The sequence below is a fragment of the Streptosporangium sp. NBC_01469 genome, assembly GCF_036227305.1.
In the GTDB taxonomy this organism is placed as follows: domain Bacteria; phylum Actinomycetota; class Actinomycetes; order Streptosporangiales; family Streptosporangiaceae; genus Streptosporangium.
This window is the reverse complement of record NZ_CP109465.1, coordinates 560,209-584,089: the sequence shown is the minus strand read 5'-3', so window position 1 is coordinate 584,089 and position 23,881 is coordinate 560,209. Positions and strand designations below refer to the sequence as shown.

General features: G+C 68.0%; 20 protein-coding genes, 1 tRNA gene and 1 pseudogene. 12 read left to right on the top strand and 10 right to left on the bottom strand.

What is annotated here, in order from left to right; translation table 11 throughout:
* The first annotated feature begins 437 nt into the window (after nt 1–437).
* Nucleotides 438–866, top strand: coding sequence for a hypothetical protein (locus OG587_RS02650; RefSeq protein WP_329086470.1), 429 nt, complete (start codon nt 438–440; stop codon nt 864–866).
* 28 nt (nt 867–894) lie between these two features.
* Here OG587_RS02650 and OG587_RS02645 read toward each other — a convergent pair whose 3' ends face one another.
* Nucleotides 895–1,125 (bottom strand): hypothetical protein, encoded by a 231-nt coding sequence (locus OG587_RS02645; protein WP_329086468.1) that lies wholly within the window; start codon nt 1,123–1,125, stop codon nt 895–897.
* A 344-nt stretch (nt 1,126–1,469) separates the two neighbouring features.
* On the opposite strand from OG587_RS02645, the gene OG587_RS02640 reads away from it, so the two are divergent.
* Nucleotides 1,470–3,308 carry a protein kinase domain-containing protein gene (locus OG587_RS02640; protein ID WP_329086466.1) on the top strand — a complete coding sequence of 613 codons (1,839 nt, stop codon included), beginning with the start codon at nt 1,470–1,472 and terminating at the stop codon, nt 3,306–3,308.
* A 213-nt stretch (nt 3,309–3,521) separates the two neighbouring features.
* On the opposite strand, the gene OG587_RS02635 is transcribed toward OG587_RS02640, so the two are convergent.
* Nucleotides 3,522–3,785, bottom strand: a complete 264-nt coding sequence (locus tag OG587_RS02635; protein ID WP_329086464.1) for a hypothetical protein — start codon at nt 3,783–3,785, stop codon at nt 3,522–3,524.
* Nucleotides 3,786–4,098: 313 nt separating this feature from the next.
* Here OG587_RS02635 and OG587_RS02630 point away from each other — a divergent pair, with 313 nt between their 5' ends.
* From OG587_RS02630 to OG587_RS02620, 3 genes are all read left to right on the top strand, one after another.
* A complete protein-coding gene (locus tag OG587_RS02630; protein WP_329086462.1) occupies nt 4,099–4,857 on the top strand; it encodes a helix-turn-helix domain-containing protein in 759 nt (252 codons plus the stop codon).
* A 223-nt stretch (nt 4,858–5,080) separates the two neighbouring features.
* Nucleotides 5,081–6,973, top strand: coding sequence for a hypothetical protein (locus tag OG587_RS02625; protein WP_329086460.1), 1,893 nt, complete (start codon nt 5,081–5,083; stop codon nt 6,971–6,973).
* Between the two features lie 347 nt (nt 6,974–7,320).
* Complete coding sequence (locus OG587_RS02620) at nt 7,321–10,407, top strand: Tn3 family transposase (protein ID WP_329086458.1); 3,087 nt, start codon at nt 7,321–7,323, stop codon at nt 10,405–10,407.
* Between the two features lie 412 nt (nt 10,408–10,819).
* Here OG587_RS02620 and OG587_RS02615 read toward each other — a convergent pair whose 3' ends face one another.
* Complete coding sequence (locus OG587_RS02615) at nt 10,820–11,188, bottom strand: DoxX family protein (protein WP_329086457.1); 369 nt, start codon at nt 11,186–11,188, stop codon at nt 10,820–10,822.
* Between the two features lie 96 nt (nt 11,189–11,284).
* On the opposite strand from OG587_RS02615, the gene OG587_RS02610 reads away from it, so the two are divergent.
* The 4 genes from OG587_RS02610 to OG587_RS02595 all read left to right on the top strand — a co-directional run bounded on the left by OG587_RS02610 (nt 11,285) and on the right by OG587_RS02595 (nt 15,235).
* Nucleotides 11,285–11,893, top strand: coding sequence for a TetR/AcrR family transcriptional regulator (locus tag OG587_RS02610; RefSeq protein ID WP_329086455.1), 609 nt, complete (start codon nt 11,285–11,287; stop codon nt 11,891–11,893).
* A gap of 83 nt (nt 11,894–11,976) precedes the next feature.
* Nucleotides 11,977–13,602, top strand: a complete 1,626-nt coding sequence (locus OG587_RS02605; RefSeq protein WP_329086453.1) for an FAD-dependent monooxygenase — start codon at nt 11,977–11,979, stop codon at nt 13,600–13,602.
* Nucleotides 13,603–13,637: 35 nt separating this feature from the next.
* Nucleotides 13,638–14,510 (top strand): SAM-dependent methyltransferase, encoded by an 873-nt coding sequence (locus OG587_RS02600; protein ID WP_329086451.1) that lies wholly within the window; start codon nt 13,638–13,640, stop codon nt 14,508–14,510.
* Between the two features lie 317 nt (nt 14,511–14,827).
* The gene (locus tag OG587_RS02595) at nt 14,828–15,235 is read left to right on the top strand and encodes a TSUP family transporter (protein ID WP_329086449.1); all 408 of its coding nucleotides are present in this window, start codon (nt 14,828–14,830) and stop codon (nt 15,233–15,235) included.
* On the opposite strand, the gene OG587_RS02590 is transcribed toward OG587_RS02595, so the two are convergent.
* Together OG587_RS02590 and OG587_RS02585 are read right to left on the bottom strand one after the other, a co-directional pair.
* Complete coding sequence (locus tag OG587_RS02590) at nt 15,189–16,130, bottom strand: recombinase family protein (protein ID WP_329086447.1); 942 nt, start codon at nt 16,128–16,130, stop codon at nt 15,189–15,191. The genes OG587_RS02595 and OG587_RS02590 overlap by 47 nt on opposite strands.
* Nucleotides 16,131–16,577: 447 nt before the next feature.
* Nucleotides 16,578–16,650, bottom strand: a tRNA-Arg gene (locus tag OG587_RS02585).
* A 259-nt stretch (nt 16,651–16,909) separates the two neighbouring features.
* On the opposite strand from OG587_RS02585, the gene OG587_RS02580 reads away from it, so the two are divergent.
* Nucleotides 16,910–17,752 (top strand): hypothetical protein, encoded by an 843-nt coding sequence (locus OG587_RS02580; protein ID WP_329086445.1) that lies wholly within the window; start codon nt 16,910–16,912, stop codon nt 17,750–17,752.
* Nucleotides 17,753–18,003: 251 nt separating this feature from the next.
* Entirely contained in the window at nt 18,004–18,960 is a 957-nt protein-coding gene (locus OG587_RS02575; protein ID WP_329086444.1) for a D-alanyl-D-alanine carboxypeptidase family protein, read from the top strand.
* Between the two features lie 22 nt (nt 18,961–18,982).
* On the opposite strand, the gene OG587_RS02570 is transcribed toward OG587_RS02575, so the two are convergent.
* Together OG587_RS02570 and OG587_RS02565 are read right to left on the bottom strand one after the other, a co-directional pair.
* The gene (locus tag OG587_RS02570; RefSeq protein ID WP_329086442.1) at nt 18,983–19,588 is read right to left on the bottom strand and encodes an RcpC/CpaB family pilus assembly protein; all 606 of its coding nucleotides are present in this window, start codon (nt 19,586–19,588) and stop codon (nt 18,983–18,985) included.
* Between the two features lie 216 nt (nt 19,589–19,804).
* On the bottom strand, nt 19,805–20,614 hold the full coding sequence (locus OG587_RS02565) for an S-methyl-5'-thioadenosine phosphorylase (RefSeq protein WP_329086440.1): 810 nt from the start codon (nt 20,612–20,614) through the stop codon (nt 19,805–19,807).
* Nucleotides 20,615–20,965: 351 nt separating this feature from the next.
* On the opposite strand from OG587_RS02565, the gene OG587_RS47030 reads away from it, so the two are divergent.
* On the top strand, nt 20,966–21,205 hold the full coding sequence (locus tag OG587_RS47030) for a hypothetical protein (RefSeq protein WP_443075653.1): 240 nt from the start codon (nt 20,966–20,968) through the stop codon (nt 21,203–21,205).
* A gap of 14 nt (nt 21,206–21,219) precedes the next feature.
* Here the strand turns inward: OG587_RS47030 and OG587_RS47025 are convergent.
* The 3 genes and pseudogenes from OG587_RS47025 to OG587_RS02550 all read right to left on the bottom strand — a co-directional run.
* Nucleotides 21,220–21,462 (bottom strand): annotated as a pseudogene (locus OG587_RS47025) (FmdB family zinc ribbon protein); the annotation flags it as partial.
* Between the two features lie 61 nt (nt 21,463–21,523).
* A complete protein-coding gene (locus tag OG587_RS02555) occupies nt 21,524–23,029 on the bottom strand; it encodes a potassium/proton antiporter (RefSeq protein ID WP_329086436.1) in 1,506 nt (501 codons plus the stop codon).
* 246 nt (nt 23,030–23,275) lie between these two features.
* Entirely contained in the window at nt 23,276–23,857 is a 582-nt protein-coding gene (locus OG587_RS02550) for a 5-formyltetrahydrofolate cyclo-ligase (RefSeq protein ID WP_329086433.1), read from the bottom strand.
* Nucleotides 23,858–23,881 lie beyond the last annotated feature (24 nt).

The following is a 23,881-nucleotide window of genomic DNA, read 5'->3' as shown; positions in this document are numbered from 1 at the left end:
CCAGGTCAAGGACGTTTTCGCTGGTTGGAAGAGTGCCCCCGGCATGATTCGAACATGCGACACCCGCTTTAGGGGTGCGACTGTTCTTCTACCTGGAATACCGCTTTGAGCTGCCCAGACTATGCGCGAGACGATCACTCCTTTCTTGATCATTCCGTACATGCTCCGTTGTGAGCGACTCGGTCGCCATGTCCTCCGATGGCAAGCGGACTGGGCACCGGAGTCGTCAAGATCCGGAGGTAGGAGGCCGTGCGACTCGATCCGATGTCGTACGTCCGGTTTACTCCCAGCGTCAGAGTGCCGACGGTTCACAGAACCCTGTCCACCGAGCCATCGAACGTCGCTTGACCTGCTAGGACGTCATTCAGACTATCTACGGCGACGCGCATACGGCACAAGCCCGCTTCGGCGCCCCTCTTCCGATCTACGATGGTGGCGTGCACAAGGAACTCCTGACTGCGCTGGAACCGGTATGCCGCGACCTGCGCACGAACTGTGCTGTACCTCCCGACATCCGCGAGGCCCCCGCCGACCCCGACCGTTGGGAAGGGCTGGCGGTCGCCGGCTTCTATGCCCCCGACGGCAGCGGGCAGGGCGTCTCCGCGGTACTCGGACAGGACCCGGCCGAGCAGGTGGCCCGGCTCGCAGATCAGGTGCAGGAGTGGGCGGTGGAAGCATTATGGACCGCGGGTCTGTCCGCGGTGTGGCCGCACTGCCCGTCGCATCCCGATTCGCACCCCTTGGTCGCCAGGGTTGAACGCGACGAGGCGGCGTGGTTCTGTCCGCACACGGGTGAGCTGGTTGCTCCCATCGGGCAATTGCCCGCCATCGCGCCCCCAGAAGGATCCTCGCGCAGGAGTCCGTAGCACAGCCGGCAAGTGGGCCGGCTGGAACTCACAACGGCCAGGTGTCTTCGGCGGATGCCGCCCCGTTCCTGGGCGAGTTCGCGCCGGGCATGGACATGATCACTTTGAAGTGATGTAACCCGGCGTCGATGGAGTTGGCCGGTAGGCCGGGTTCTAATTCGGCCTGCCCGTGACCTGCGGCGAAATCAGGGAAGTCGCTTCTGAGCTGCCAGAACGCTGCCGTCAGTTGACAGTGCTTGCCACGGTCTTCCGACGCCATGTGCCCCCGATGTGCCCTCGACGCTTCCGCGTCATCCTCAGGGACCACCACCACGCCTGCGGCTTCCACGGCGCGAACGTCGGTTCGCTCTGGAAAACCCTTCGCTGAGGCTCTGACCAGCATTTCCGTTGCTTTTGCAGCGATTACTACCGGATCCCCAAGGGTCCGGCGGCAGTCCGAGAGGTGGGAGGCCTGCGCTTGGCGCGCTGGCGGCGAGGTGACGCCCCCACCCCGGATGGGACGGCCCACCGGATAGATCGTCACACCCCCGTTTGCCGCCCCTTCCTGAAAGGATCTAGGCCGGTCGAACCCACGACGATGTTCTTCGGGAAAGAGGTGTCCGGATGGAGCCGTTGCGGCAGGGTGATCCGCGCCAGGCGGGGGCCTATCGGCTGGAGGGGCGGCTGGGCGGTGGCGGGATGGGGCAGGTGTTTCTGGGACGCTCTCGTGGCGGCCGCCCGGTCGCGGTCAAGCTGGTGCGGCCCGAGCTGGCCGACGATGCCGGGTTTCGGCGCCGGTTCGCCCAGGAGGTCGAGGCCGCCCGCCGGGTCGGCGGGTTTTACACCGCCCAGGTGGTCGACGCTGACCCCGATGCCGACCCGCCGTGGCTGGTCACCGCCTACATCCCCGGCCCGTCCCTGCATCAGGCTGTCGCGACGCACGGTCCGCTGCCTGCGGAGGCGATCACAGTGCTGGGAGCGGGACTGGCCGAGGGGCTCGGCGCGATCCACGCCTGCGACCTGGTGCACCGCGACCTCAAACCCTCCAATGTGATCCTCGCCGCCGACGGCCCCCGTGTCATCGACTTCGGCATCACCCGCGCACTAGACGCCACCTCCCACACCCTCTCCCACGTCGTGGTCGGCACCCCGTCGTTCATGTCCCCGGAACAGGCGCGCGGCCACGAGATCGGCCAACCCAGTGACGTGTTCTCCCTCGGACTTGTCCTGGCGTTCGCCGCCACCGGCCGCAGCCCGTTCGGCACAGGCCCGGCTCAAGCGATCGTCTACCGCATCGTCCACGACGGACCCGACCTGACCGGCATGCCCGCCCACCTGGCGGATCTGGTGAGGCGCTGCCTGGCCAAAGACCCCGGCGACCGCGCCCGCGTGGCCGACCTCCTCGAGGAACTCACCAACCCCACCCAGACAATCACCCAATGGCCCCCGCCGCCGATCGCGACGATGATTACCGAACGCCTGGTGCAGACCTCGACGGCCTTGGCGTCCGAGGTCGAGGCGCGGGTACGCGAGCTCATTGGCAGGGGGAAGAATGTCGAAGCGATCAAGCTCGTGCGACAGCGGACCGATCTCGGCCTGAAGGACGCCAAGGAGCTCGTCGACGCCATAGCGGCCGGGTACGCAGTGCCGGCGGCCGGACCCGGCATGCCGGGCCTGCCGGGTTCGCCCGGCGGTCCTGGCCAGGTAGTCGATGCCGAGACACGCGCCGGTGCCGAGGAGCTGATCGCCAAGGGCAAGCTGATCAAAGCGATCACGCTCGTGCGGCAGCGGACCGGTCTCGGTCTCAAGGAGGCCAAGGACTACTGCGAGGCACTGCGGGACGGCAGGCCCTGGCGCGAGGAGCTTCACGCCGCTCTGGTCGGCCTCGGCTATTCGGGCAAGGACGCCGACGCGGCCGTCGACGCGGTCGCCGCCGACCTGACCGGCGACGAGGTCCCCCTGATCCACACGCTCCTGAAGTCGGCCATCCGCAAACTGAGCCGCAAGGAACGGCCGCCCCGGCCCCCCGGGGCGGGCCACCCGGTGGCGATCAGCCACGGTGTCGGCACCACAACCGCCGCGGTAACACTGGCCCTGCTGTGCCTTCCAGGGCTCCTGTACCTGGTCTCCAAGACCGTCGAATACCTCCAAGACCCCGATGCGCCAACCGAGTTGATCGCGGTGAATATGGCGGTGGGCATTGTGGAGGCGGTCCTCCTCGCAACGGGCGCGCTGCTGCTGTTCCAGCACAAGATGGCTGGACGCTGGATGATCGCGGCAACCGGTGGCGCGGCGGCTCTGCACGGTATGAGCGTCAGCGTGCAATACCTTCTGGTTGGAGGGCCACCATCCGTCGCAGCGATCGCCTTCGTTGTCGGCCCGCTGACGGCCGTTTCGGCGGCCGCCGCCATGATCATGGCCATACACCCGTCCACCGGCCGCTGGTGCCTTCGCCGGAGCTAGTGCGGTGACCACGTACGTTAGCCGGGTTGATTGATCGGTTGATGATGGAGGCGTACTGATCTCGCTGTGGGTTATCGACAGGGTTTACCCGTACGAGGGGAGAGCCATTACCAATGCTCCTCGCAATTAGGGATCGGGCGTGCGGCGTGGCTTAGGGCTGGCTGAAGGTTTTCGCTTGCTTGATGGACGGGCCCACCCTCTGCGCCAAGATGATCACTGCGTAATCCACTCCGGCGGTTCAGTTGAGGTCGCCTTGCGCCACGTCTCCGCGACCTCCGAAGGGTTCTGCTGATAAAGGTTGCGGAGGAGCATTATTGCCACGCGGACGAGATCGGGGAAATCCCGCTCTACGGCGATCTGGAGGCCTTTCACAATTAATGCAAGGCCCTCCTCAAGTTGTTCTGATTCACTTGGCAACCGGCCATTGACAACGCAGCTGGTGGCCAAGTCCACCGAGTGGACCTCAGGGTTGGTCACGAGTAAGCGTGCGCCTGACGTCCTTCGAACGCCGCCTGCCGGTGACCGGGCTCGCGCTCGACGTGCGGCGGGGGTCTGTCTCCCCTTGCGACAAGCGGCGTAACCAGTTGCCGCGGTGCCCATCACCGTGGCCGCGACCGTCGACGGCCCACGCCGGTGTCGAGATGAACCGTCGATTCGACATGCTCGAATGCCCGGTGAGGAATCCGTCGATCAGCCAGGAAAGTCCACGAATCGAAACCCTTGACAAAGTGTCTCGCATTTATCAAGGCTGTGATCAGGTACGAAATCGAAGAGGATTCGAGTTATTCGAATGGTGACGACAGGAATGGCGACGACGAGGAAGTCGTCGAGTACGACCAAGGCGTTCGAGCTGCTGGAGACGGTGGCGTCCGCCGGCACAGCGGGTGCGAGCCTGTACGATCCGGCAGCCGCGTCCCATGTCGCGGTCAGCACGGCCCACCGCTACGCCGCATCCCTGCTTGAGCTCGGCGTCCTGGAGAAGGACGGCGGCGGCCGGTACCGGCTCGTCGACATCACGATGACCAAGAAGGACACGATCGACCACCCCGACCGGCCCAGCCGATTCGGGTACGGGGCCACGCAGATCGAAGCCGAGGTCCCTTACACGGTGTTCAAGGACAGCCCGTCTGTGGACATGTCCGTGGCGCTGCACAACCCGGCGGACACGGCGAAGAGCTACGAGTACTGGACCTGTACCACGCTTGCACCGGGCGAGGAGTCGACCTGGGGTTCGCCGACGATGGACATCGTCACGAACGTCGACACCATCCGGTACGACTCGGCCTACCGCTGGATGGCCGACGTCGAGCAGCCGGCTCACCCGCAGACACCGACCGACCGGCATCTCGTGCTCGACAAGATCAAGAAGATGAGCGAGTGGCGTAGCGACGGCATCGCCGACGGCGCCGCGCACGTCGGGTTCGCCCACGACGACGAAGGTGTGTCGGTCACGGCCAACGTGTTCACAACCCTCATCGGCCAGGACATGACGGCCGCCCTGGTCGACGACTCGACCGGAAGCACGCTGACGAGTGCGACTCACGGGTGACGCGTACGTCTCGCACGAACTCTCGGCACCCGTCGAGTCCGGTGCGACCGCGACGCTCGTGCTCACCGGTGGTGGCGGGAAGGAGTTACCGCGCGCGAGCGTGACCGACGAGTGAACCGAACCAGCGCACATCGGCACCCGTGACGGGGGCCGCGCCTCACGCGCGGCCCCGAGGCCCGAAGCGGCACGAACGGACGCCTTGCTCAACGAAGAAGGAAGCGCAATGAGAGCAACAACTCGCAATCGCAGACGTCGCTCGGCCGTGGCGGCCCTGAGCGTGGTCACCCTGGGGGCATCTCTGCTCCTCGCCGCGACGCCGGTCGCCGCGACGCCGGCCGCCGCGGACGGGCCCAGCGCCTCGATCATCTTGGGCGAGGTCAACGAGGAGAACGGTCTCCGCCAGATCGAGCAGGGTGACGGCACGACCGCACCCGTGACGGTTGGCGGGCTGAGCGCACGCAAGACCGTGCAGACTTCGGCGCCGGCGCAGCACATGTACTTCCAGGTCGACGACGCGGTCGCCTTCGATGGCGCCTTCGTCGCGTGCCTGCAAGTCGAGTACTTCGACGAGGGCGGGGCCACATTCCGCGTCCAGTACGACTCGACCAGCAGCGCGTACGCCGGGACGGGTTCGGTGAACCGCACCGGGTCGAACACGTGGAAGACGGCGGGCTTCGAGCTGATGGACGCCCGGTTCGCCAACCGCGAGAACGGCGGCGCCGACTTCCGCGTCGAGGCGGGCACGACCGGGGTGACCTTCCACAGCGTGAAGTTGACGATCATCCAGGAAGACGACGGCGTGACCCCGCCGTGCGCGGCCGCCGATCCCGAGCCGGAACCCACCCCCATCCGCTGGCGGCTCAAGTACGACGAGCCGTTCGAGAAGAAGATCCGCACTGAGGCGAGCCCATGGGTGCTCGACGACTACAGCGAACCGGTCGACGACTTCAACGACGACAACGGCGACCTCTACCGCCTTCAGCTCGGTCCCAAGTTCGACGCGGCGATGGCGACCATGCGGACCTACCGGCAGGAGACCGAGTTCGGCAAGGACGGCTGGCTCACGGCGTCCCTCTCCACGCGCGAGAGCGGCGGGCGAGTCGACGACAGCTATACCGACACTGCCGAACGTCCGTCGATCAAGACGGAGAAGCTGGAGACCGTAGGCGCCGTCGCCAAGATCGCCGTGCCTCACTACACAGGTGGCGCGATCATCCGCAACACCGAGCCGCTGCCGAAGTACTACCGCATCGAGTACGACCTCAAGACGCTCGACTTCGGCGGCTTGCGTAACGGCTCGCTGTTCTACGACGGCAAGTACAACGGGTACACCCTCGGGGAGTGCAAGACGTTCTACCCCTGGGTCGGCAACCCGAACGACATCGACCCGGCCGACCCCTGCGCCACCCGCTCCGTGCGGGAGGACAGCAACGAGGCGTACAACGCGTTCCACTTCATGTCGATCCTGGACTTCCCGGCGATGCCCCGGAACCTGGCGATGTACCACTGGCACCGCAAGGTGCTCATGGACCAGTTCAGCCCGGCCCCGTCCCGGAACACGAACGGCTACGACGTCTGCAACTCGCTGACCGGTGAGAAGTACCCCTGGGACACGAGCAACCGCACCACGGTGAACATGCTCTACTTCACGGGTTCGCTCGGTCAGTCGCAGACGTTCGTGACGAGCTGCGACCGTCGGCCGGTTTCCGGCGTGCAGAAGTCGGCCGTGGAGCTGCAGCCCGAGCTGATGCCCCATAAGGACTACGCGTTCGCCATCGAGCGCACCGAGGCGGGTTACACGCTTGAGGTGAGCGGCGTCTTCAAGAACGTCGGCAAGCAGACCTACCGGTTCACCCGGGGCTTCATCGACGACGACGCCGGCGTGATCGGGGCGAACGTCCCGATCTTCCACTACAACGTGGACGCCGAGGAGTACGACGGCCAGTTCAACACGTCGCACACCGCGCAGGGCGCGTTTGGCTCCAAGACGTGGGACAACCAGTGGCCGGCCGGCTCGGCCTACCCCGACTACTTCGTCATCGGTGAGCCGTACACGAACGTCGGTGAGGGCCAGGCCCGCATCGACAACATCCGGCTGTACGTGCCGAAGAAGTAGGCACGGGAAGGTCGCGGTCGAACTGACGCAGCCGCGCCCCTGGGACCTCAGACTGCACCCAGGGGCGCGGCCTGCGCTCCGAATTCACGCGATCCTTCATTTCGAGTCTTCGATTAGGGCCCCCGCTCGGGTTCGTGTCACCAGCCGCAAAGTAACTCTTGGTGATGGCCATTGAACGATGTGGTCAGGCTCTGTCCGCTTATGGTTGGCCGCAAAGTAACAGAGTGTTGCGTTTCAAGTCCGCTACGTCGCGATCACGGCTCTGACATACCGATCGGTAGCCGGACGGTTACCAATCATGTTTTTCCTGACCTTCAGCGGAGCTCGGGGAGAAACAGGGTGCGAGCATGCGGCGCGAGTGGGAGCTAGAGGACCTGATCGAGTGCTGGACGCTGGATGAGGAGGAGTTCGCTCTGCTGGCGAACAAGTCCGGAGCCACACGGCTCGGCTTCGCCCTGATGCTCAAGTTCTTCGAGCTGGAGGCGCGCTTTCCCCGCCGAGAGGACATTCCGAGGGCCGCGGTGGACTTCATGGCCGGGCAGGTCAAAGTCGAGCCGTCGGTGTTCGCCTCCTACGACTGGTCGGGGCGGACGATCGAGTATCACCGGGCGCAGATCAGGAAGTTCCACGACTTCCGTGAGCCGACGGTGAGCGATGAGGACAAGCTCGCCGATTGGCTGTCCACCAAGATCTGCCCGGTGGAGATGTCGCGGGACCGGCTGCGCGGCGCACTACTCGCGCGCTGTCGCGAAGACCGGATCGAGCCGCCGAAGACGACCCGGATCGAACGCGCCCTGGGCTCAGCCGAGTCGATGTTCGAGCGGAACTTCACCCACGCGACCCTGGAGCGTTTATCGGCCACCTCGGTCGACAAGCTGGAGGAGCTCATCACCGCCCCCACACCTCCCCCCGCCCCGGCTCCCGGCGCCTCGCTTGCGGGTGATGGCGCCCCCGAGCGGGAGGAGCAGGCGCAGGCCACCGCTGCCGACGAGGGCGGGCGGCGTGCGTTCTTGCAGGAACTGAAGGAGGATCCGGGGTCCTTCCAGCTGGACACGCTGCTGGCCGAGATCGTGAAGCTGGAGCGGGTCAAGGCGATCGGTCTGCCGGCCACCTTGTTCGATGGGGTCTCGGAGAAGGTGGTGGCCGGGTGGCGGGCGCGGGCGATGAAGATGTACCCCTCCGACTTCGAGGCGGCCCCTGCGCCGATCCGCATCACACTGCTGGCCGCGTTGTGCCACGTGCGGCAGGCGGAGCTGATCGACGCCCTGGTGGAACTGCTGGTCCACCTCGTACACAAGATCAGTGTGCGGGCGGAGAAGAAGGTCGAAGGCGAGCTCAACGCCGAGTTCCGGCGGGTGCAGGGCAAGAACAGCATCTTGGTGAAGCTGGCCACCGCCGCGCTGGAGCTGCCCGAGGAGATCGTCCGCAAGGCGCTGTATCCGGTAGTGGGCCAGCGGACGCTGGAGGACATCATCGCCGAGGCCAAGGCGAATGAGAAGGTCTTCAACACGCGGGTGCGGACCAAGCTGCGCGGCTCCTATTCCCACCACTACCGGCGCGGGCTGCCCAAGCTGTTGCGGGCGGTGAGTTTCCGCTCCAGCAACGACACCTTTAAGCCGGTGATGGACGCCCTGGGCCTGCTGGAGCGCTACGCCGATTCCGATGCCGAGTTCTACGCCGCCGCCGAGAGGGTACCGACCGAGCACGTGGTGCCCGAGGACTGGCGCGAAGCGGTCGTCGATCCCGACACCGGCCTCATCGAGCGCATCCCGTATGAGCTGTGCGTGCTGGTGGCGCTGCGCAAGGCGATCCGGCGCCGGGAGATCTGGGTGGAGGGCGCCAACACCTGGCGCAACCCCGACCAGGACCTGCCGCCCGATTTCGAGGACAACCGGGACGTGCACTACGAGGCGCTGGCCAAGCCCCGCGATCCGGCCGACTTCATCGCCGACCTCAAGAAGCGGCACGTCGCGGCGCTGGATCGGCTGAACAAGGGGTTGAAGAAGAACACCACCGGCGGGGTCAGCATCACCAAGCGCAAGAGCGAGGCGTGGATCAGCGTCCCGTCCCTGGGCAAGCAGATCGAGCCGGAGAACCTGGAGGCTCTCAAGGCAGAGATCGCCCGCCGCTGGGGCGTAATCGACCTGCTGGACCTGATCAAGAACGTCGACCACGCCACGCAGTTCACCGGGGAGTTCACCTCGGTCGCCACGCGCACCGTCACCGACCCGCAGGTGCTGCGCCGCCGGCTGCTGCTGTGCACGTTCGGGCTGGGCACCAACATGGGCATCAAGCGGGTCGCCGACGGCACCGCGGTGACCGCCGGGATGGAGGCCGACACCGAGGTGGCGCTGCGCCGTACCCGCCGGCTGTTCGTCAACCGCGACAACCTGCGCGCCGCGATCCGCACCGTGGTCAACAAGACCCTGGAGGTGCGCGACACCGGTCTGTGGGGGCCGGGTACAGCGTGCGCGTCGGACTCTCGCAAGTTCGGCTCCTGGTCGGCCAACTTCATGACCGAGTGGCACCAGCGCTACGGCGGCGCCGGGATCATGGTGTACTGGCACGTCGAGCGCAAGAACGTGTGCATCTACAGCCAGGTGCGCTCCACCACCGACTCCGAGGTCGCCTCGATGATCGAGGGCCTGCTGCGCCACCTGACCAGCGCCGAGATCGACCGCCAGTACACCGATACCCACGGAGCTTCGATCGTGGGTTTCGCGTTCTCGCACTTGCTGGATTTCAAGCTGCTGCCGCGGCTGAAGAACATCGGCTCTGCCCGTCTGTACCGGCCGGGCCTGACCGAGGGTGAGACCTGGTCGCGGCTGGAGACCGTGCTGTCGGGCAAGACGATCGACTGGGAACTGATCGCCAACCAGTACGACCAGATGATCAAGTACGCGACCGTGCTGCGGCTGGGCACCGCCGAGGCCCATCAGATGCTGCGCCGCTTCACCCGCGGCGGCCCCAAGCACCCCACCTACCGGGCGATCGAGGAACTCGGGCGAGTGATCCGCACCGTGTTCATCTGCGACTACCTCGCCGACGAACACCTGCGCCGGGAGATCCACGAAGGCCTCAACGTGGTGGAGAACTGGAACTCCGCCAATAAGGACATCTTCTACGGCAAGGCCGGCGACCTGACCGGCGACGACCGCGAACACGTCGAGGTCTCCGCCCTCGCGCTCCACCTGGTCCAAGCCGCGATCGTCTACTTGAACACCAGGATGGTGCAGATCGTCCTGGCCGAGCCCAAATGGAGCAAGAAACTCACCGACGCCGACCGGCGCGGCTTGTCAGCCCTGTTCTGGACCCATCTGAACCTGTACGGCAAGTTCGAGCTCGACATGAGCAAACGGCTCGACCTCGGCCCAGACCTCGGGGGTCCAGACCTCGGACCGGGCCCAGAGGTGGAGGTCGGCCAGCCCACATGACCGCTCCCGGGGCTCGATCGCCGCCCACCCTGGCGGCTGGCCACGCAGCGGGAACCAGGTCCGTGCACCCACCGGAGCCGGAGCGTGCGCGAGGATGCGCGATCCTTGATACTCCCCGACCACAGACCCAGGGCGGGCAGTGAGGAGTGTGGTTGGCCATGACCGCGAACGACAGCATGACGTCCGCCCGTGCGGTGCGCTCGATGCCGCTGGCCGCCGCCGCAGCGGCGGTCGGCGTGCTGGGCGGGCGGCTCTGACCGGGGCAGGAGCGCTCCGGCGGCCCGTTTCTGCCGGATTCCCGAACCACCTTTTCAACCACGAGAGCCCGGCTACCTCACGGATCGCCGGAGCTTTGGGTTCGTCGGCCTTGACGTCACGTCGCCATGAGGTAACGGCGCCGCCCGCTCTTGGCTCAGGAAGACGCGAGCAACAACGCCGTCGTCGTTCCGGTGACCACGGCCAGCACCACGGGCGCTACGGCGTGGGAGCGGTTGCGCCGGTGCGTGAAGTCGCGGGCACGGAGGTGGAATCCCACCGCGCCGATCAGCAGCAGTGTGAGACCGGTCGCGGCCACGACGGCGAGCGGCTTGAACCAGAGGCCGACTGCGAGCCCGAGCGCGCCGGCGACCTCCAGGGCGCCGATCGAGCGGGTCATCGTCGGGCCGACTCCTAGTCTCAGCAGGTTGGCTGTCACCGAACGCTGTAGCCGGACCTTTTGTGCACCGGCGAGCAGGAAGACGAGAGCGACCAGAGCGCTCAAGGTGTTGGCGGCAAATGACATGGCACAACCCTTCACAACATAGAAAGCGAACGTTCCTTCTCTATTCCCGGAAGGGCGAATTTGTCAAGGGCGAACGTTCGTTCTACGTTGGATCCCATGGCACGCATGCCCAAGGAGCACCTGGAAGCCCGCCGCCGTCAGATCCTGGACGCCGCCCGGCGCTGCTTCATCCGCAATGGCTTCCATGCCACGTCCATGCAGGACGTGCTGACCGAGGCCGCACTGTCGGCCGGCGCCGTCTACCGCTACTTCGAGAGCAAGGACGACATCATCGCCGCAATCGCGGCCGAGGCTCTCGCCGAGGTCGCGTCGGCGTTCGAGGCGCACGACACCATCGGGCCGCCGGACCTGGACAACATCGTTGATCTCGTGCTGGGGGTCGAGCGCCCTCCGCTGTCCGGGTCGCGGGAGTCGGCCCAGTTGCTGGTCCAGGTCTGGTCGGAGGCCCTGCGTTCGCCTTCGCTGAGCGCCAAGTTGAAGGAGGTCATGGCGCAGGCCAGCGGCGTGGTCGGCGCTCTCGTGTCGCAGCATCAGCAGCGCGGGCTGCTTCCCGCCGACGTCCCGGCCGAGCACGTGGCCGATGTCCTGATAGCCCTGATCGACGGGTTCCTGGTGCGCCGCGCGGTGTACGGCCACGCTGATTCGGCGGCCTTCAGGAACGGCATGCGAGCCCTGATGTCGGCGCCTGCGCAAGCCGCCCGATAGAGAACGAACATTCGCTCTTGACGGTCGCGGCTCAACCGTGCTCTTCTAAAAAGAACGATCATTCGTTCTACATGGGTGGATTTGTGACTACAAAAGCGGACGTTCTCATCGTCGGCGCGGGGCCGACCGGCCTGGTGCTGGCCATCGACCTGGCACGGCGGGGAGTGATCCCACGGATCATCGACGCCGCGCGCGCGGACCACCGGGAGAGCCGGGCGGTGTCGATCGTGGCCAGATCGCTGGAGATGCTGGACGATCTCGGGCTGGCCCAAGCCGCCATCGAACGAGGCGTCCCGCTGCACACACTGAACTTCTACCAGGGCACGACGACCCTGGCCGAGATGGACGTGACAGCCGTCGACTCCCCATTCCCGCTGGACCTGTGCATCCCGCAGTGGCAGACGGTGGCCCTGTTGCGCGAGCGCGCGGAGGAGCTAGGGGTCACCGTCGAATGGGGCACCCGCCTGGTCGGGCAGCAGGCCAGCGAAAAATGCGTCAGCGTGGAACTCAGTCACGAGGACGGTCGCGGCGAACGGTGCGAAACCGGGTGGCTGATCGGCGCCGACGGCGCCCACAGCACCGTGCGCGAGAGGGCGGGAATCACCCGGCAGAGAGCCGACCTGAAGCGGGGGTTCATCCTGGGCGACGTCGCCGTGGACTGGCCGCTCACGCGGGACCGCTTCCATGTCTACTTCGGCAAGTCCGGCCTCGTGGCGGTCTTCCCCATGATCGGGGGCTACTGGCGCATCCTGGCCAGCACGCCGGACGATCGACCGCCGCAGACCCCAGGGCTGGACGACTTCGCCGCCTACGTCGCCGAACGCACGCCCCTGGACTCTCGCGTACGCGACCTGCAGTGGAGTTCGTCGTTCGTGGCCCGCGAGAGCCTGGCCGACCGGCTTCGCCAGGGCCGGGTCCTCCTAGCCGGCGACGCCGCGCACAGCCACAGCCCGGTGGGCGGCCAGGGCATGAACACAGGCATGCAAGACGCCTACAACCTGGGCTGGAAACTCGCGCTCGTCGTCACCGGGCGCGCCGAGGAGTCCCTCCTGGACAGCTATCAGGCCGAACGGTGGCCCGTGGTCAAGGCCGTGGTCGAGGCGACCTCGGCCACGACAAAGGTCGCCACCGGCAGCACGCTGGTCGCCCGCAGGGCCAGGCGGCACGCGCTGCGCCTGTTCGGCAGGCTCAACCCTGTGCAACAACGGCTGTCGAACGCCTTCGGCGAACACCTCGTCCACTACCGCGACAGTGACCTCGTCTTCGAACGCTGGCACGAGTCGCAAGCCAGGGCATGGAGTGACCTCGCCTGTACCGGACCGGAAGCCGGCGAGCTGGTACGGGACGCCTACGTCGAGAACCGTGAGGGGCCGGTGGCGCTCCGGCACATCCTCCGGACGCCAGGCCACCACCTCGTCCTGTTCGCGGCGGATACGACCGGCTCCGCCATCCTGGCCGCCTGGCAGGCCTCCGCACGCGAGGCGATGGCCGGGCACGGCGAGGTCCATGTCATCACCCGCGGCCACCTGCCGCACGAGCCCATGGACGGGGTCTTCGCCGACCTGCGCAGCGAGGCGCACAACCGCTACGGTGTGCGCCGCCCCAGCCTGTACGTGATCCGGCCGGACAAGTACGTGGGCTACCGCGGCGACAACGTCGACTTCGCACCCGTGAACGACTACTTTCGCGCCCTGGGCGCCCGCCCGTGACGCCGCCTGCCGAGAAAAGGGAGCTGAACAACCCCGTGACACGAGAACCGACTCTCCCCGAGAGCCTGACCGGAATCGGTGCCACCGCCTTGGGCGTAGCTCTCCTGCGCACCCTAGAGAGCGACCGCCCGGACCGGCTGTTCGACGACCCCTACGCACAGCACTTCCTGGCGGCCGTCGATCCGGCCTCCACCCCTTGGTCCGCCGGCCCTTCTCCGTCGACCGCGCGCTTCCTGCGGATGATGGCCGAGCAGGTCGCCGTACGCACCCGGTTCTTCGACCGCGCGCTGCTGGCCGCGGCCTCGCAACGGTGCGACCAGGTGGTCCTGCTGGCGTGCGGCATGGACGCCCGCGCGTTCCGGCTCGCCTGGCCGCCCGGCACCAAGGTCTTCGAGCTGGACTTCGCCGACGTGCTCGCGTTCAAGGCGACTGTGCTCGACGACCGCGGCGCGACCGCCGCGTGCCACCGCGTCGAGGTCGCCACCGACCTGCGCCAGGACTGGGCACAGGCGCTGGCGGAGTCCGGCTTCAGCCCGGAGCGACCGGCCGCCTGGCTGGCCGAGGGCATCCTCTACGCTCTGCCCCCCGAAGCCGCCGACCTGCTCCTCGACCGGATCACCGCCGTCTCCGCCCCAGGAAGCGTGCTCGCCTTGGACCACGCGGAGGACTCGGAGCTGCTCCGCGCCGCCCGCGCGGACATCTCCGCCGAACTCGTCGGGCTGTGGCGAGGCGGCCCTGCCGAGAACCTGGATGCCTGGCTTGCCCGGCGCGGCTGGCAGCCTGTCGTGAGGGACATCGCCGAGGTCGCGGCCTCCTGCGAACGCCCGATTCCGCCCGCGTTCGATCCTGCCCGTGCCGACGCCGGACGCGGCTGGCTGGCGACGGCACACCTCCCCGGGCCTCGCTGACGCGGGCTGGTTGCGGTGTGAAGGAGCTCAAAGGATGTTGTCCGGGCCCCGGCGACGTGGAACAAGCACCTGTCCGCGCTGCGATCCTTCGCCGCCAACGCGATCCGCAACGAGTGGATCAGCGACCGACCCCGGCCCGGCACCTGAAACGCCGGACCGCCGCTGACCGCCCCAACCCCAAGATCAATCTCAGCGCCAACGGCTGTCCGCAGGTTCCTCAACCCCGTTGTACAAGGTGCTGGCCACTTTGATGGTGGTCATGGCCGCCGCCCTGGTACTCACCCACACTGCCACGGTGGGTTCGCTGGCCCTGCCCGGTGCAGGCGGCGGCCGGGGTGCTCGCCGGGTTCGGCGTCGGTGTGGTGGCCGCCATCATGGGCGTGGCCGGCGGGGAGCTGCTGATCGCCACGATCGTGCTGCTGCACTCCGTGGACATCAAGACCGCGGGTAGCCTGTCGCTGCTGGTGTCCCTGCCCACGATGCTGGTGGCCTTCGCCCGTTACAGCCGCGACGGCAGCTTCGCCGTCCTGGGCGCTAACCTCCGCTTCGTCGCGGTCCTGGCCGCGGACTCGGTCACGGGCGCGGTGCTGCGCGGGCTGCTGCTCGGCGTGATCCCTGACCTGGTCCTCATCCCCGTGCTGGCCGCCGTCCTGCTGATCTCGGCGGTCAAGTCGGCGGTCAAGCTGGCCCGCCACGCCCCTCCAGAACACCCTCAATCCCGCTGAGCTTCGGGCTGTGGCGGATGGCCAGGGCGTCGGCCTCGGCCAGAGCGCGGTAGACCGAGGCCAGCGAGGGGTTCTTGCCCGCGTTGATCCCGGTCTTGATCGTCAGCTTCGTGGCGATGTCGGGGACCGGCACGCCCTTGTCGCGCAATGCCAGGGCGAAGGTGAGCATGTCCTCGTCGAAGACCTTCGGCCGGCCGCTGTGGTTGCCCTTGGCCGCGGCCGCCTGGTGGCCCTCCAGGGTCTTCTCGCGGATGTAGTTGCGATCGAGCTGGGCGCCGACGGCCAAGATGGCGAACAGCATCGAGCCCATCCCGTTCGGGTCATAGACGCCGACCAGCGGCCCGCTCAACAGTTCCAGCTGGATCCCGGCCGCCTGCAGGGTGGCGGCCAGCATCATCAGCTCGGCGGCGTTACGCGCCAGCCGCTTCATCTCGTGCACGACCAGGATCACCGCCTGGTCCGGGGCGGCGCCCTTGATATCGGTGCACAGTTTCAGGGCGGTCTCGAACTCCGGCCGTACCTTGATCCGGGTGGAGATCTTCTCGGAGAAGATCCGGCTGCAGCCTGCCTTCTCCAGGGCCTCGATCTGGCTGGCCAGTTCCTGCTGCGCGGTGGAACAGCGCGCGTACCCGATCCGGATCGCCTGACTGCCAGCCTCCGCAACGGCGGCCTGGAGCGGCGGGCCCTGCGTCCACGGCCTGCCGGGAAGCCGGTCGGCGGGGACAGCGACCTCCAGCACCTCACGCAACGCCGGGACCAGGATGAACCGGGCGGTGTGGTACTTCGGCGCGACCTTGCCCCCCTGGGTCCGGCACACACTCCCGGCCGGGACGGCGCACCGGGGGCAGGCGTGCCGCTCAACCGTGCTCGTCGCCGACTCCGACGTGATCTCCATGCCCGGAGTCTCTCAGAAGACCCTCTCAGAAACCGGGCTTTTTGCGAGATGTTCTGCGAAAGGCGACCTGGGCGGGGGTGCGCGCGTCCAGGTCGCCGGAGCCCTTCACAGAAATGACCATTTCTGCGAATCACACACCGTCACTGTCGTTACACAGAGTTACTTTGCGGCTGGTGGCACGGACCCGAGTGGGGGGCCGATTAGTTCGAATCATCGTCAACCAAAGTTGCGTTGACAGTCTGACCAAAGAGCGGCCCCCTGTCTGGGATCACTCGGCTCTGGTCCGTTCCGGCAAGGGACGACCTGCAGAAACACCCCGAGATCCATCCCACGCATATCCCGCAGCCGCTGACATACAGCTGCCTATGGTGGCACACGGCTGCACAGAGCTGGGGAACAAGCAGAAGAGCACACCCAGGTCAGAGGCATGATCACTGGTCGGAAGAGTGCCCCCGGCATGATTCGAACATGCGACACCCGCTTTAGGAGAGCGGTGCTCTATCCCCTGAGCTACGGAGGCAGGGGCTCCTAGTAAGAGTAGCGAAAGTGGCGAGTGGTTGCGCGCTCGGAGGGGGAGTTGGGGGTAGACGATGGGTTATCGGTTCGCTGGCCTGGAGTAAAAGGGCGGCAAGTGGGCGGGTGTGCGGTGGTGGGCGAGGTTAGTGTCACGGTCCGTGATCGACAGGCGACGGAAGCGCATTCGCGGGCATCGCGCCCTGCGGCCGGTGGTGCTGTGTGGTGCGATGCTGGCGCCCGCGCTTCTGGCCGGGGGGTTACTGGTGGCCGAGCTCACAGGCTACGAGGCCGCCGTCCAGATGGCCGACGCCGGTGCGGAGCCTGAGGGGCCTGGGGAGGCTGAAAGGCCCGGGAAGGCCGGCGGAGGCAGGGAAGCCGAAAAGACCGGAGAGGCCGAAGGGGTAGGGGAGACCGAGGGATCCGGGGAGGCAGGGGAAGTCGGGGGAGCCTCGGAAGCCGGAGAAGCTGAGCGGCTTCACGGAGACGAGGCCCTCTGGGTGGGGGACGGGGAGCGGCGGGGATTCCGGGAAGGTGAGGGAGCCTGGAGCGGCGCGGCGTCCCGGCTGGGGGTCGGGGGGCTTGTGGGGGCGCCGGACGAGGAGCCGCCCGAAGACCCAGGGGACTCCGGGGGCGAGGGGGCCCAGGAGGACCCGGAGGATCCGGAGGACTCGGAGGGCCGGGGAGAAGCGGTGGCCGTGGTGCCGGTCGTGGTCGGGCCCGTGCGGAGCCGGATGTTCGGGCCGAGGCTGGTGCCTCCGCCGTTGCGGCCGGATCGGGTGTACGAGGGGTGGGTGCCCGTGGCGGCGAGGTCGGGAGTGCGCCGTGCGGAGGAGGGCCCGGGTGAGATCGGTCGGCCGAGCGGTCCACGTGAGATCGGTGGCACGGACGATGCGGGCGAGCCAGATGCGGTCGTTCCCATAAAGACCCGTCCGCAGGCCCCCAGAGGGCCACGGAAGGTGGCAATGCCGCCGTCTGTGGCGCCTGAGTCTCCGGTGGAGCGGACATCGCCGTCTGTGCCGCCTGAGCCCCGGGACGGGTGTCCGGGGGAGTGGAGGGGGACGTGGCTCTGGGAGGTCTGCAAGAAGCACGCGCGGCAAGAAGTCTGACTTGTCCAGTCACAAAAAGGGGTGTTCGGTGCATAACGGCTGTGGAGAGTCTGGCCCGTGCACTTGGTCAGCTGTAGTAGCGTGCGTGCCTGACCCAGGTCACGAGTTCGCAAACGGAGGGGTCGAACGTGCCACCTCGTCGATCAGCGGGTCTGATCGCCGTCGTCGCGACGATGACTTCCTTCCTGCCGGGAGCCGCTGCCGCGCAGCGGGCGCCGGCGGAGGTTCAGGCCGTCGTTGCCGCGGAGCCGGTGAATCTCACAGAATTGCGTCGTGAGGCGGAGAAGGCTGCGAAGGATCTTGAGGACGCGACCAAGGCCCTGGAGCAGCGGCGGACCCAGATCCGCACCTCGGAGAAGGAGCTTTCCGTCAAGCTGCGGGAGCTGCAGGTGGCCGAGAGAGCTTTCGCCCAGGTGCGGCAGCCACTGTCGGATCTGGTCGGATTCCTCTACCAGCAGCCCGTCGGGGGAGATGTGGCCGGATTCCTGTCCGGTGGCTCTGACGCCGACACCCTGCGCGCCATGGCCGGTGTCACCCAGCTCGTCGCCGAGCGCGACCTGATCCTTGAGGACAGTAGCCGCCTTCAGGTGGAGCAGGAGCGTCTCGCGGGTGAGGCGCAGGAGCTCCGGGCGGGCAATCTCCTCGCGGAGGCGCAGATGGGTGCCGAGATCGAGACGCTCAGGACGCGCTCGCAGAAGATCGTGCAGTCTCTGACCAGGGCGCTGGTGAAGCTGGGCGTCAAGATCAACAAGAACGGGCGGCCGGCGGCCGGGTGCGACCCGACCAGGGCGACCTCGATGGACGAGTTTCCCAACGGCCTCATCCCGCAGGCCTACCTCTGCCCGCTCCAGCAGCGGGGCAACCAGTTGCGGGGGGACGCCGCGCTCGCGTTCATCAGCCTCAACGAGTCGTACAAGCGGCAGTTCGGCAGGCCGATGTGCGTGACCGACAGCTACCGGAGTCTGGCCGAGCAGCAGTCGGTCTATTACACGCGCCCCGGCCTGGCGGCGGTCCCGGGCCGCAGCAACCACGGTCTGGGACTCGCCGTCGACCTGTGCGGGGGCGTCGAGCGCTTCCGTTCGGCCGAGTTCAACTGGCTGGAGACCAACGGCAAGAAGTTCGGCTGGATCCACCCCAAGTGGGCCTACGTCAGCCCCTTCGAGCCCTGGCACTGGGAGTACGACCCCAAGATCGGCTCCCTGCTGTAAGTCCTGTCGCGGGCAGGGCGGATCACCGTGTGCGGGGGCCGATCGTGATGGAGAGCCGCCCGCCCGCTTGGGCGGAGGCCAGCTCGGTCGCCTGGGCCGACGTGGTGGCCAGCACGACGAGCGCGTCTCGCTCCGACTCCCCGCCCGGTGTGGCCAGGACCGCGACGTCCTCGGCCACGACGGTCGCCGGGGCGGTGCCGTCCCACGTCGAGGTGGCGGCGAGTACGTCCACCACGTCGCCCGGCGAGAGCAGGCGCGCGGTCTCGGGATCGGCGACCCGTACGGGGGTGGCGACCGTTCCCTGGCCGTGGGCGGCCAGCAGGCCGGGACCGAGCAGGCGGACGTCGGTCAGCGGCTCCCCGCGCCGCGCGGGACCCGTCAGGATCTTTCCCGCGAACGGCGTGCCGGGCCTCAGGGCGCCGTCGGGGACCGTACCGGGTCTCAGCGGAGCCGGTATCAGGTCGGCCGCCTCCAGCACACCTCCGGGAAGATCCCTGGCGGCGATCAGGACGGTCACCGAGGCGGTGTCCGGGCGCAGCGCCAGTACGGCGCATCCCATCGCCAGGGCGGCGACGACGGTGGCGATGAGACGGTGACGGCGGCCGAGGAAACGGCGCAGAGCGCGCATGGCTGACTCCAGGGGGAGTCGGGCGGCGCGGTGCCCGTAAGTGGGTGGGGAGGACGCCCCGCCGAGTGGCGGGGCGGTGCCCGTGATGGGTGGGAGACCCCGCTCAGGGGATCCTTACCGGGGCCGGGGCCGGATGGTGTGGACAGGAAGCGGGAGATTCAGCTCTTCCTGTCGGGTGGCGCACATGGCGGTGACCCCGGCGCTGCCGCGATCCGATCAACCGGGGAGGTCGAAGGGGAGCTTGAGGCCGTCCAGGGCGTTCGGACAGGAGCAGGTGCGTTCTTCGGGGAGCGCGGCGACGACGTCGCCGATGAGGGAGCGCATGCGGCTGACGTTGGTGGCGAAGAAGGAGAGGACCTCCTCGTGGGTGACCCCCTCGCCCGCCTCGACCCCGGCGTCATGGTCGGTGACGAGGGAGATCGTGGTGTAGCAGAGGGCCAGCTCGCGGGCGAGGATGGCCTCGGGAAAGCCGGTCATGCCGACGATCGACCAGCCGTTGCCGCTGAACCAGCGGGACTCGGCGCGGGTCGAGAAGCGCGGGCCCTCGATGACCACGAGGGTGCCGCCGTCGACCACCTCCCAGCCGGAGGAACCCGCGGTGGAGACGGCCGCCGCACGGCCCAAGGGACAGTAGGGGTCGGCGAAGGCGACGTGGACGACGCCGCCCGCGTCGTAGTAGGTCTGCACGCGGCCGGAGGTGCGGTCGACGAGCTGGTCGGGGACGACCAGGGCGCCGGGGCCGATCTCGGCACGCAGGGAGCCGACCGCGCTGGGGGCCAGGACCTGGCGGACACCGAGGGAACGCAGTGCCCACAGGTTCGCCCGGTAGGGGATGCGGTGTGGTGGGAAGCGGTGGTCGCGACCGTGGCGGGGAACGAAGGCGACCGAGCGCTCCCCGATCCGGCCGACGGTGACGACGTCGCTTGGCGGGCCGTACGGCGTGGTGATCTCGACCTCTGTGGCGTCGTCGAGCAGGGAGTAGAAGCCCGAGCCGCCGATGACCCCGATGTCCGCGCGAGTGACCATGAAGCTGAGATTAGCGCCACGGACCGGTCTCTGAGGAGCCCCGGTGACAGCCTGTGGATAACTGTATTCGCCAGGTAGCCGCCCTCGGCGGGAGCGGCGGGAGCGGCGGGGTGTCGATCGGAGGTCGTGCGGGCCGCCCGGGGTACCGGCGACAGACGCGGAGGGCTCGTCCGTCCCGTGCCGGCCTATGGAAGGGCGGGGTGGGAGGCCACGGCCCGGGGCGGCCGGTCAGGCCGCCCATGAACGGCCGACTGAGGAGCGGGGTTCGGGGGCGAGGGGGTGAAGAGGGCGGGAGAGCGAAGGAGGCGATGGGGGTGTAAGGAGCGGAGGAGGTGAGGACGGGGACAGGGGGTGGTGGCCGGTTCCGGGGGCGCGGCTCAGGAAGCCGCGGCGGCCGGGCTGCTCGCGGTCTTCGCCGGCTTGGAATCCGACGAGTTCGACGAAGACGACGACGAAGATGAAGACGACGAATCGGACGAACTTGACGAGGACGACGACGAGCCGGAGGAGTCCGAGGAGCCTGAGGAGCTCGACGACCCGTTCGCGGAAGTCACCGTGCTCGACGACGAGGACCGGCTGTCGGTCCGGTAGAAGCCCGAGCCCTTGAAGACGATGCCGACCGCGGAGAACACCTTGCGCAGGTCGCCCGCGCAGCTCGGGCACTCGGTGAGAGCATCGTCGGAGAACTTCTGGACGATTTCGAACTGGTTGTTACAGGCAGTGCAGGCGTACTGGTAGGTGGGCACGCTCTCCTCCTCGTGTGATCCGCGCGCCGATTGGCACTCTAGTGGCGCGACTGCTAATGGTATGCAGCTGACAAGCTTAAACGCGAGCCGGAGTCCCCGCATTCCGTAGCCGAATTCCGATCAGACGTAGCCGAACCTCCGGTCGGACGCGGTCGGGCCCAGGTCAGGTACCCCGCTCGCCGAACCAGCCGGCGAGCTTACCCTTGCGGCTGATCGCGCGCATTCGGCGCTCCACCATGTCACGGCAGGCGGCCGTGGTCACAACCAGGAGTTGATCGTCGATCCTGATTCTCGTGGAGTCGGTGGGGACGAACGTCCGGCCGTCCCTGACGATCAGCGTCACCTGGGCGTCCGTGGGCAACCGTAGCTCGAAGATCTCCACACCGTGCAGCTTGGACGTCGGCGGCACCCTGACCTGGAGCAGATCGGCGTTGAGCTCCTCCAGCGGCGCCGACTCGACCTCCAGGTCGCGGGCCTCGTCGGGCGTGGTCAGCTTGAGGAGTTTCGCCACGAACGGCAGCGTCGGCCCCTGCAGCAGGGTGTAGACGATGACGATCACGAAGACCTCGTTGAACACGAGCTTGGCGGTGCCGTCCTCGACGGAGTTGGCAGCCCAGGGGATGGTCGCGAGCACGATGGGCACCGCGCCGCGCAGCCCGGCCCACGACAGGAAGGCCTGCTCACGCCAGCCCAGTCGGTCGATGCCCGTCAGCCGGGTCAGCAGCGCGGAAACCATGATCGACAGAGGGCGGGCCACCGCGACCAGGATCAGTCCGGCCACCAGGCCGGGGACGATCGCGGATGGCATCTCCGAAGGGCTGGCCAGCATCCCGAGCATGACGAACAGGCCGATCTGCGCCAGCCAGGCCACGCCCTCCGCGAAGCCCCGCGAGGCCGCGCGGTGCGGCATCCGCGAGTTGCCCATGACCAGTGCCGCGAGGTAGATCGCGAGGAAGCCGCTGCCGTGGAGCAGCATCGCTCCCGCGTAGGCGACGAACGCGAGCGCGAGCACCGCGATGGGATACAGGCCGGAGACGGGCAGCGCGATGCGGCGCAGCGCGTACGCGCCGAGCGGGGCGACCGCCAGGCCGACGGCCGCGCCCACCACCAGCTCGAAGAGCACCTCGAACAGCGCCACCCCCAGGCTGGGCGAGGTCGCGGCGCTCAGCAGCATGACGGCGATCACCGTGGGCGCGTCGTTGAGGCCCGACTCGGCCTCCAGGATGCCCGCGAGGCGCGGCGGCAGGGGCAGGCGGCGCAGTACGGAGAAGACAGCGGCGGCGTCGGTGGAGGCGAGGATCGCGCCGAGCAGGAGCGCGGTCCGCCAGTCCATGCCGAGGATCAGGTGCACCGGGATCGCGACGGCCGCGATGCTCACTCCCACGCCGACGGTGGCGAGCACCAGGGCGGTGGGAATGGCTCCCTTGACGTGGCTCCAGGTGGTGGTCAGACCACCCTCGGCCAGGATGATCGCCAGCGCGATCAGGCCTATCTGCTGCGCGAGCTGCGGGTTCTCGAACTGCAGCCCGAACCCGGACTCGCCGATGAGCAACCCGAAGCCCAGGAAGATCAGGAGGCTGGGCAGCCCGCTCCGATGGGCGACACGCACCGCGACGATGGCCGCGATGACGGTTCCGGCACCGAGAAGCAGCCAGACGTCCAGTCCCATCTGGTCCCCTCTCTGACTCCGGGGACCATTGTGTCGCATTCGGAAGGGCCGCCACGCACGGGTGGCGCGCACTCCCTGTCACGATCCCGGCGCCTTCAGCCCCGCGCCCGGCGGGGATCCCGCCGGTCGGTCACATCCCGATCCCGTCGGTCACGTTCCGATCCGGCCGGTCGGTCATGGCTCCGCTCCACCGGCCGGTAACACTCCCGCTCCGCCGGCCGATCATGCCGATGCTCCCTCGGTCGGTCACACTCCCGCCGCGGCGGTCTTGAAGATCCCCTCGGGGGTCGCCGCGTAGCGGACCGCGACGTCGTGGGGCTCGGCGGGCACGCCGTCGAGCAGCTCACCCTCGTGGAGCAGCGCCACCGTGGGCACATTCGGGCCGACCCTCGCCAGCGCCCGGTCGTAGGAGCCGCCGCCCCGGCCCAGCCGTACCCCGGTGGACCTGTCCACCGCCAGCGCGGGCACGATCACCAGGGCGGCGGTTCTGACGGTGTCGACCCCGCGCCGGGTGTCGACCGGTTCCATGATCCCGAAGCGGCCGGGGGCGAGGGTGTCGGGGCCGTCGTACACCGCCCAGTCGAGATCGTCGTCGTCGCGGAGCACGGGCAGGATCACGGTCGCGCCGTGTTTCCACAGGGCGAAGACCAGCCCGTGGGTCGCCGGTTCCGTCCCGATCGACCAGTAGCACGCGACCAGCCCGGCCATCTGGACCCAGGGCCGCTCCAGCAGGGATTCCCTGATCCGGACGGAAGCCGCATGCCGCTGCTCGTCGGGGATCGAGGCGCGTGCGGCCTCGATCGTGGCACGCAGCGTCAGCTTGTCCACAGATCCCTCCACTATGGTTTCGGT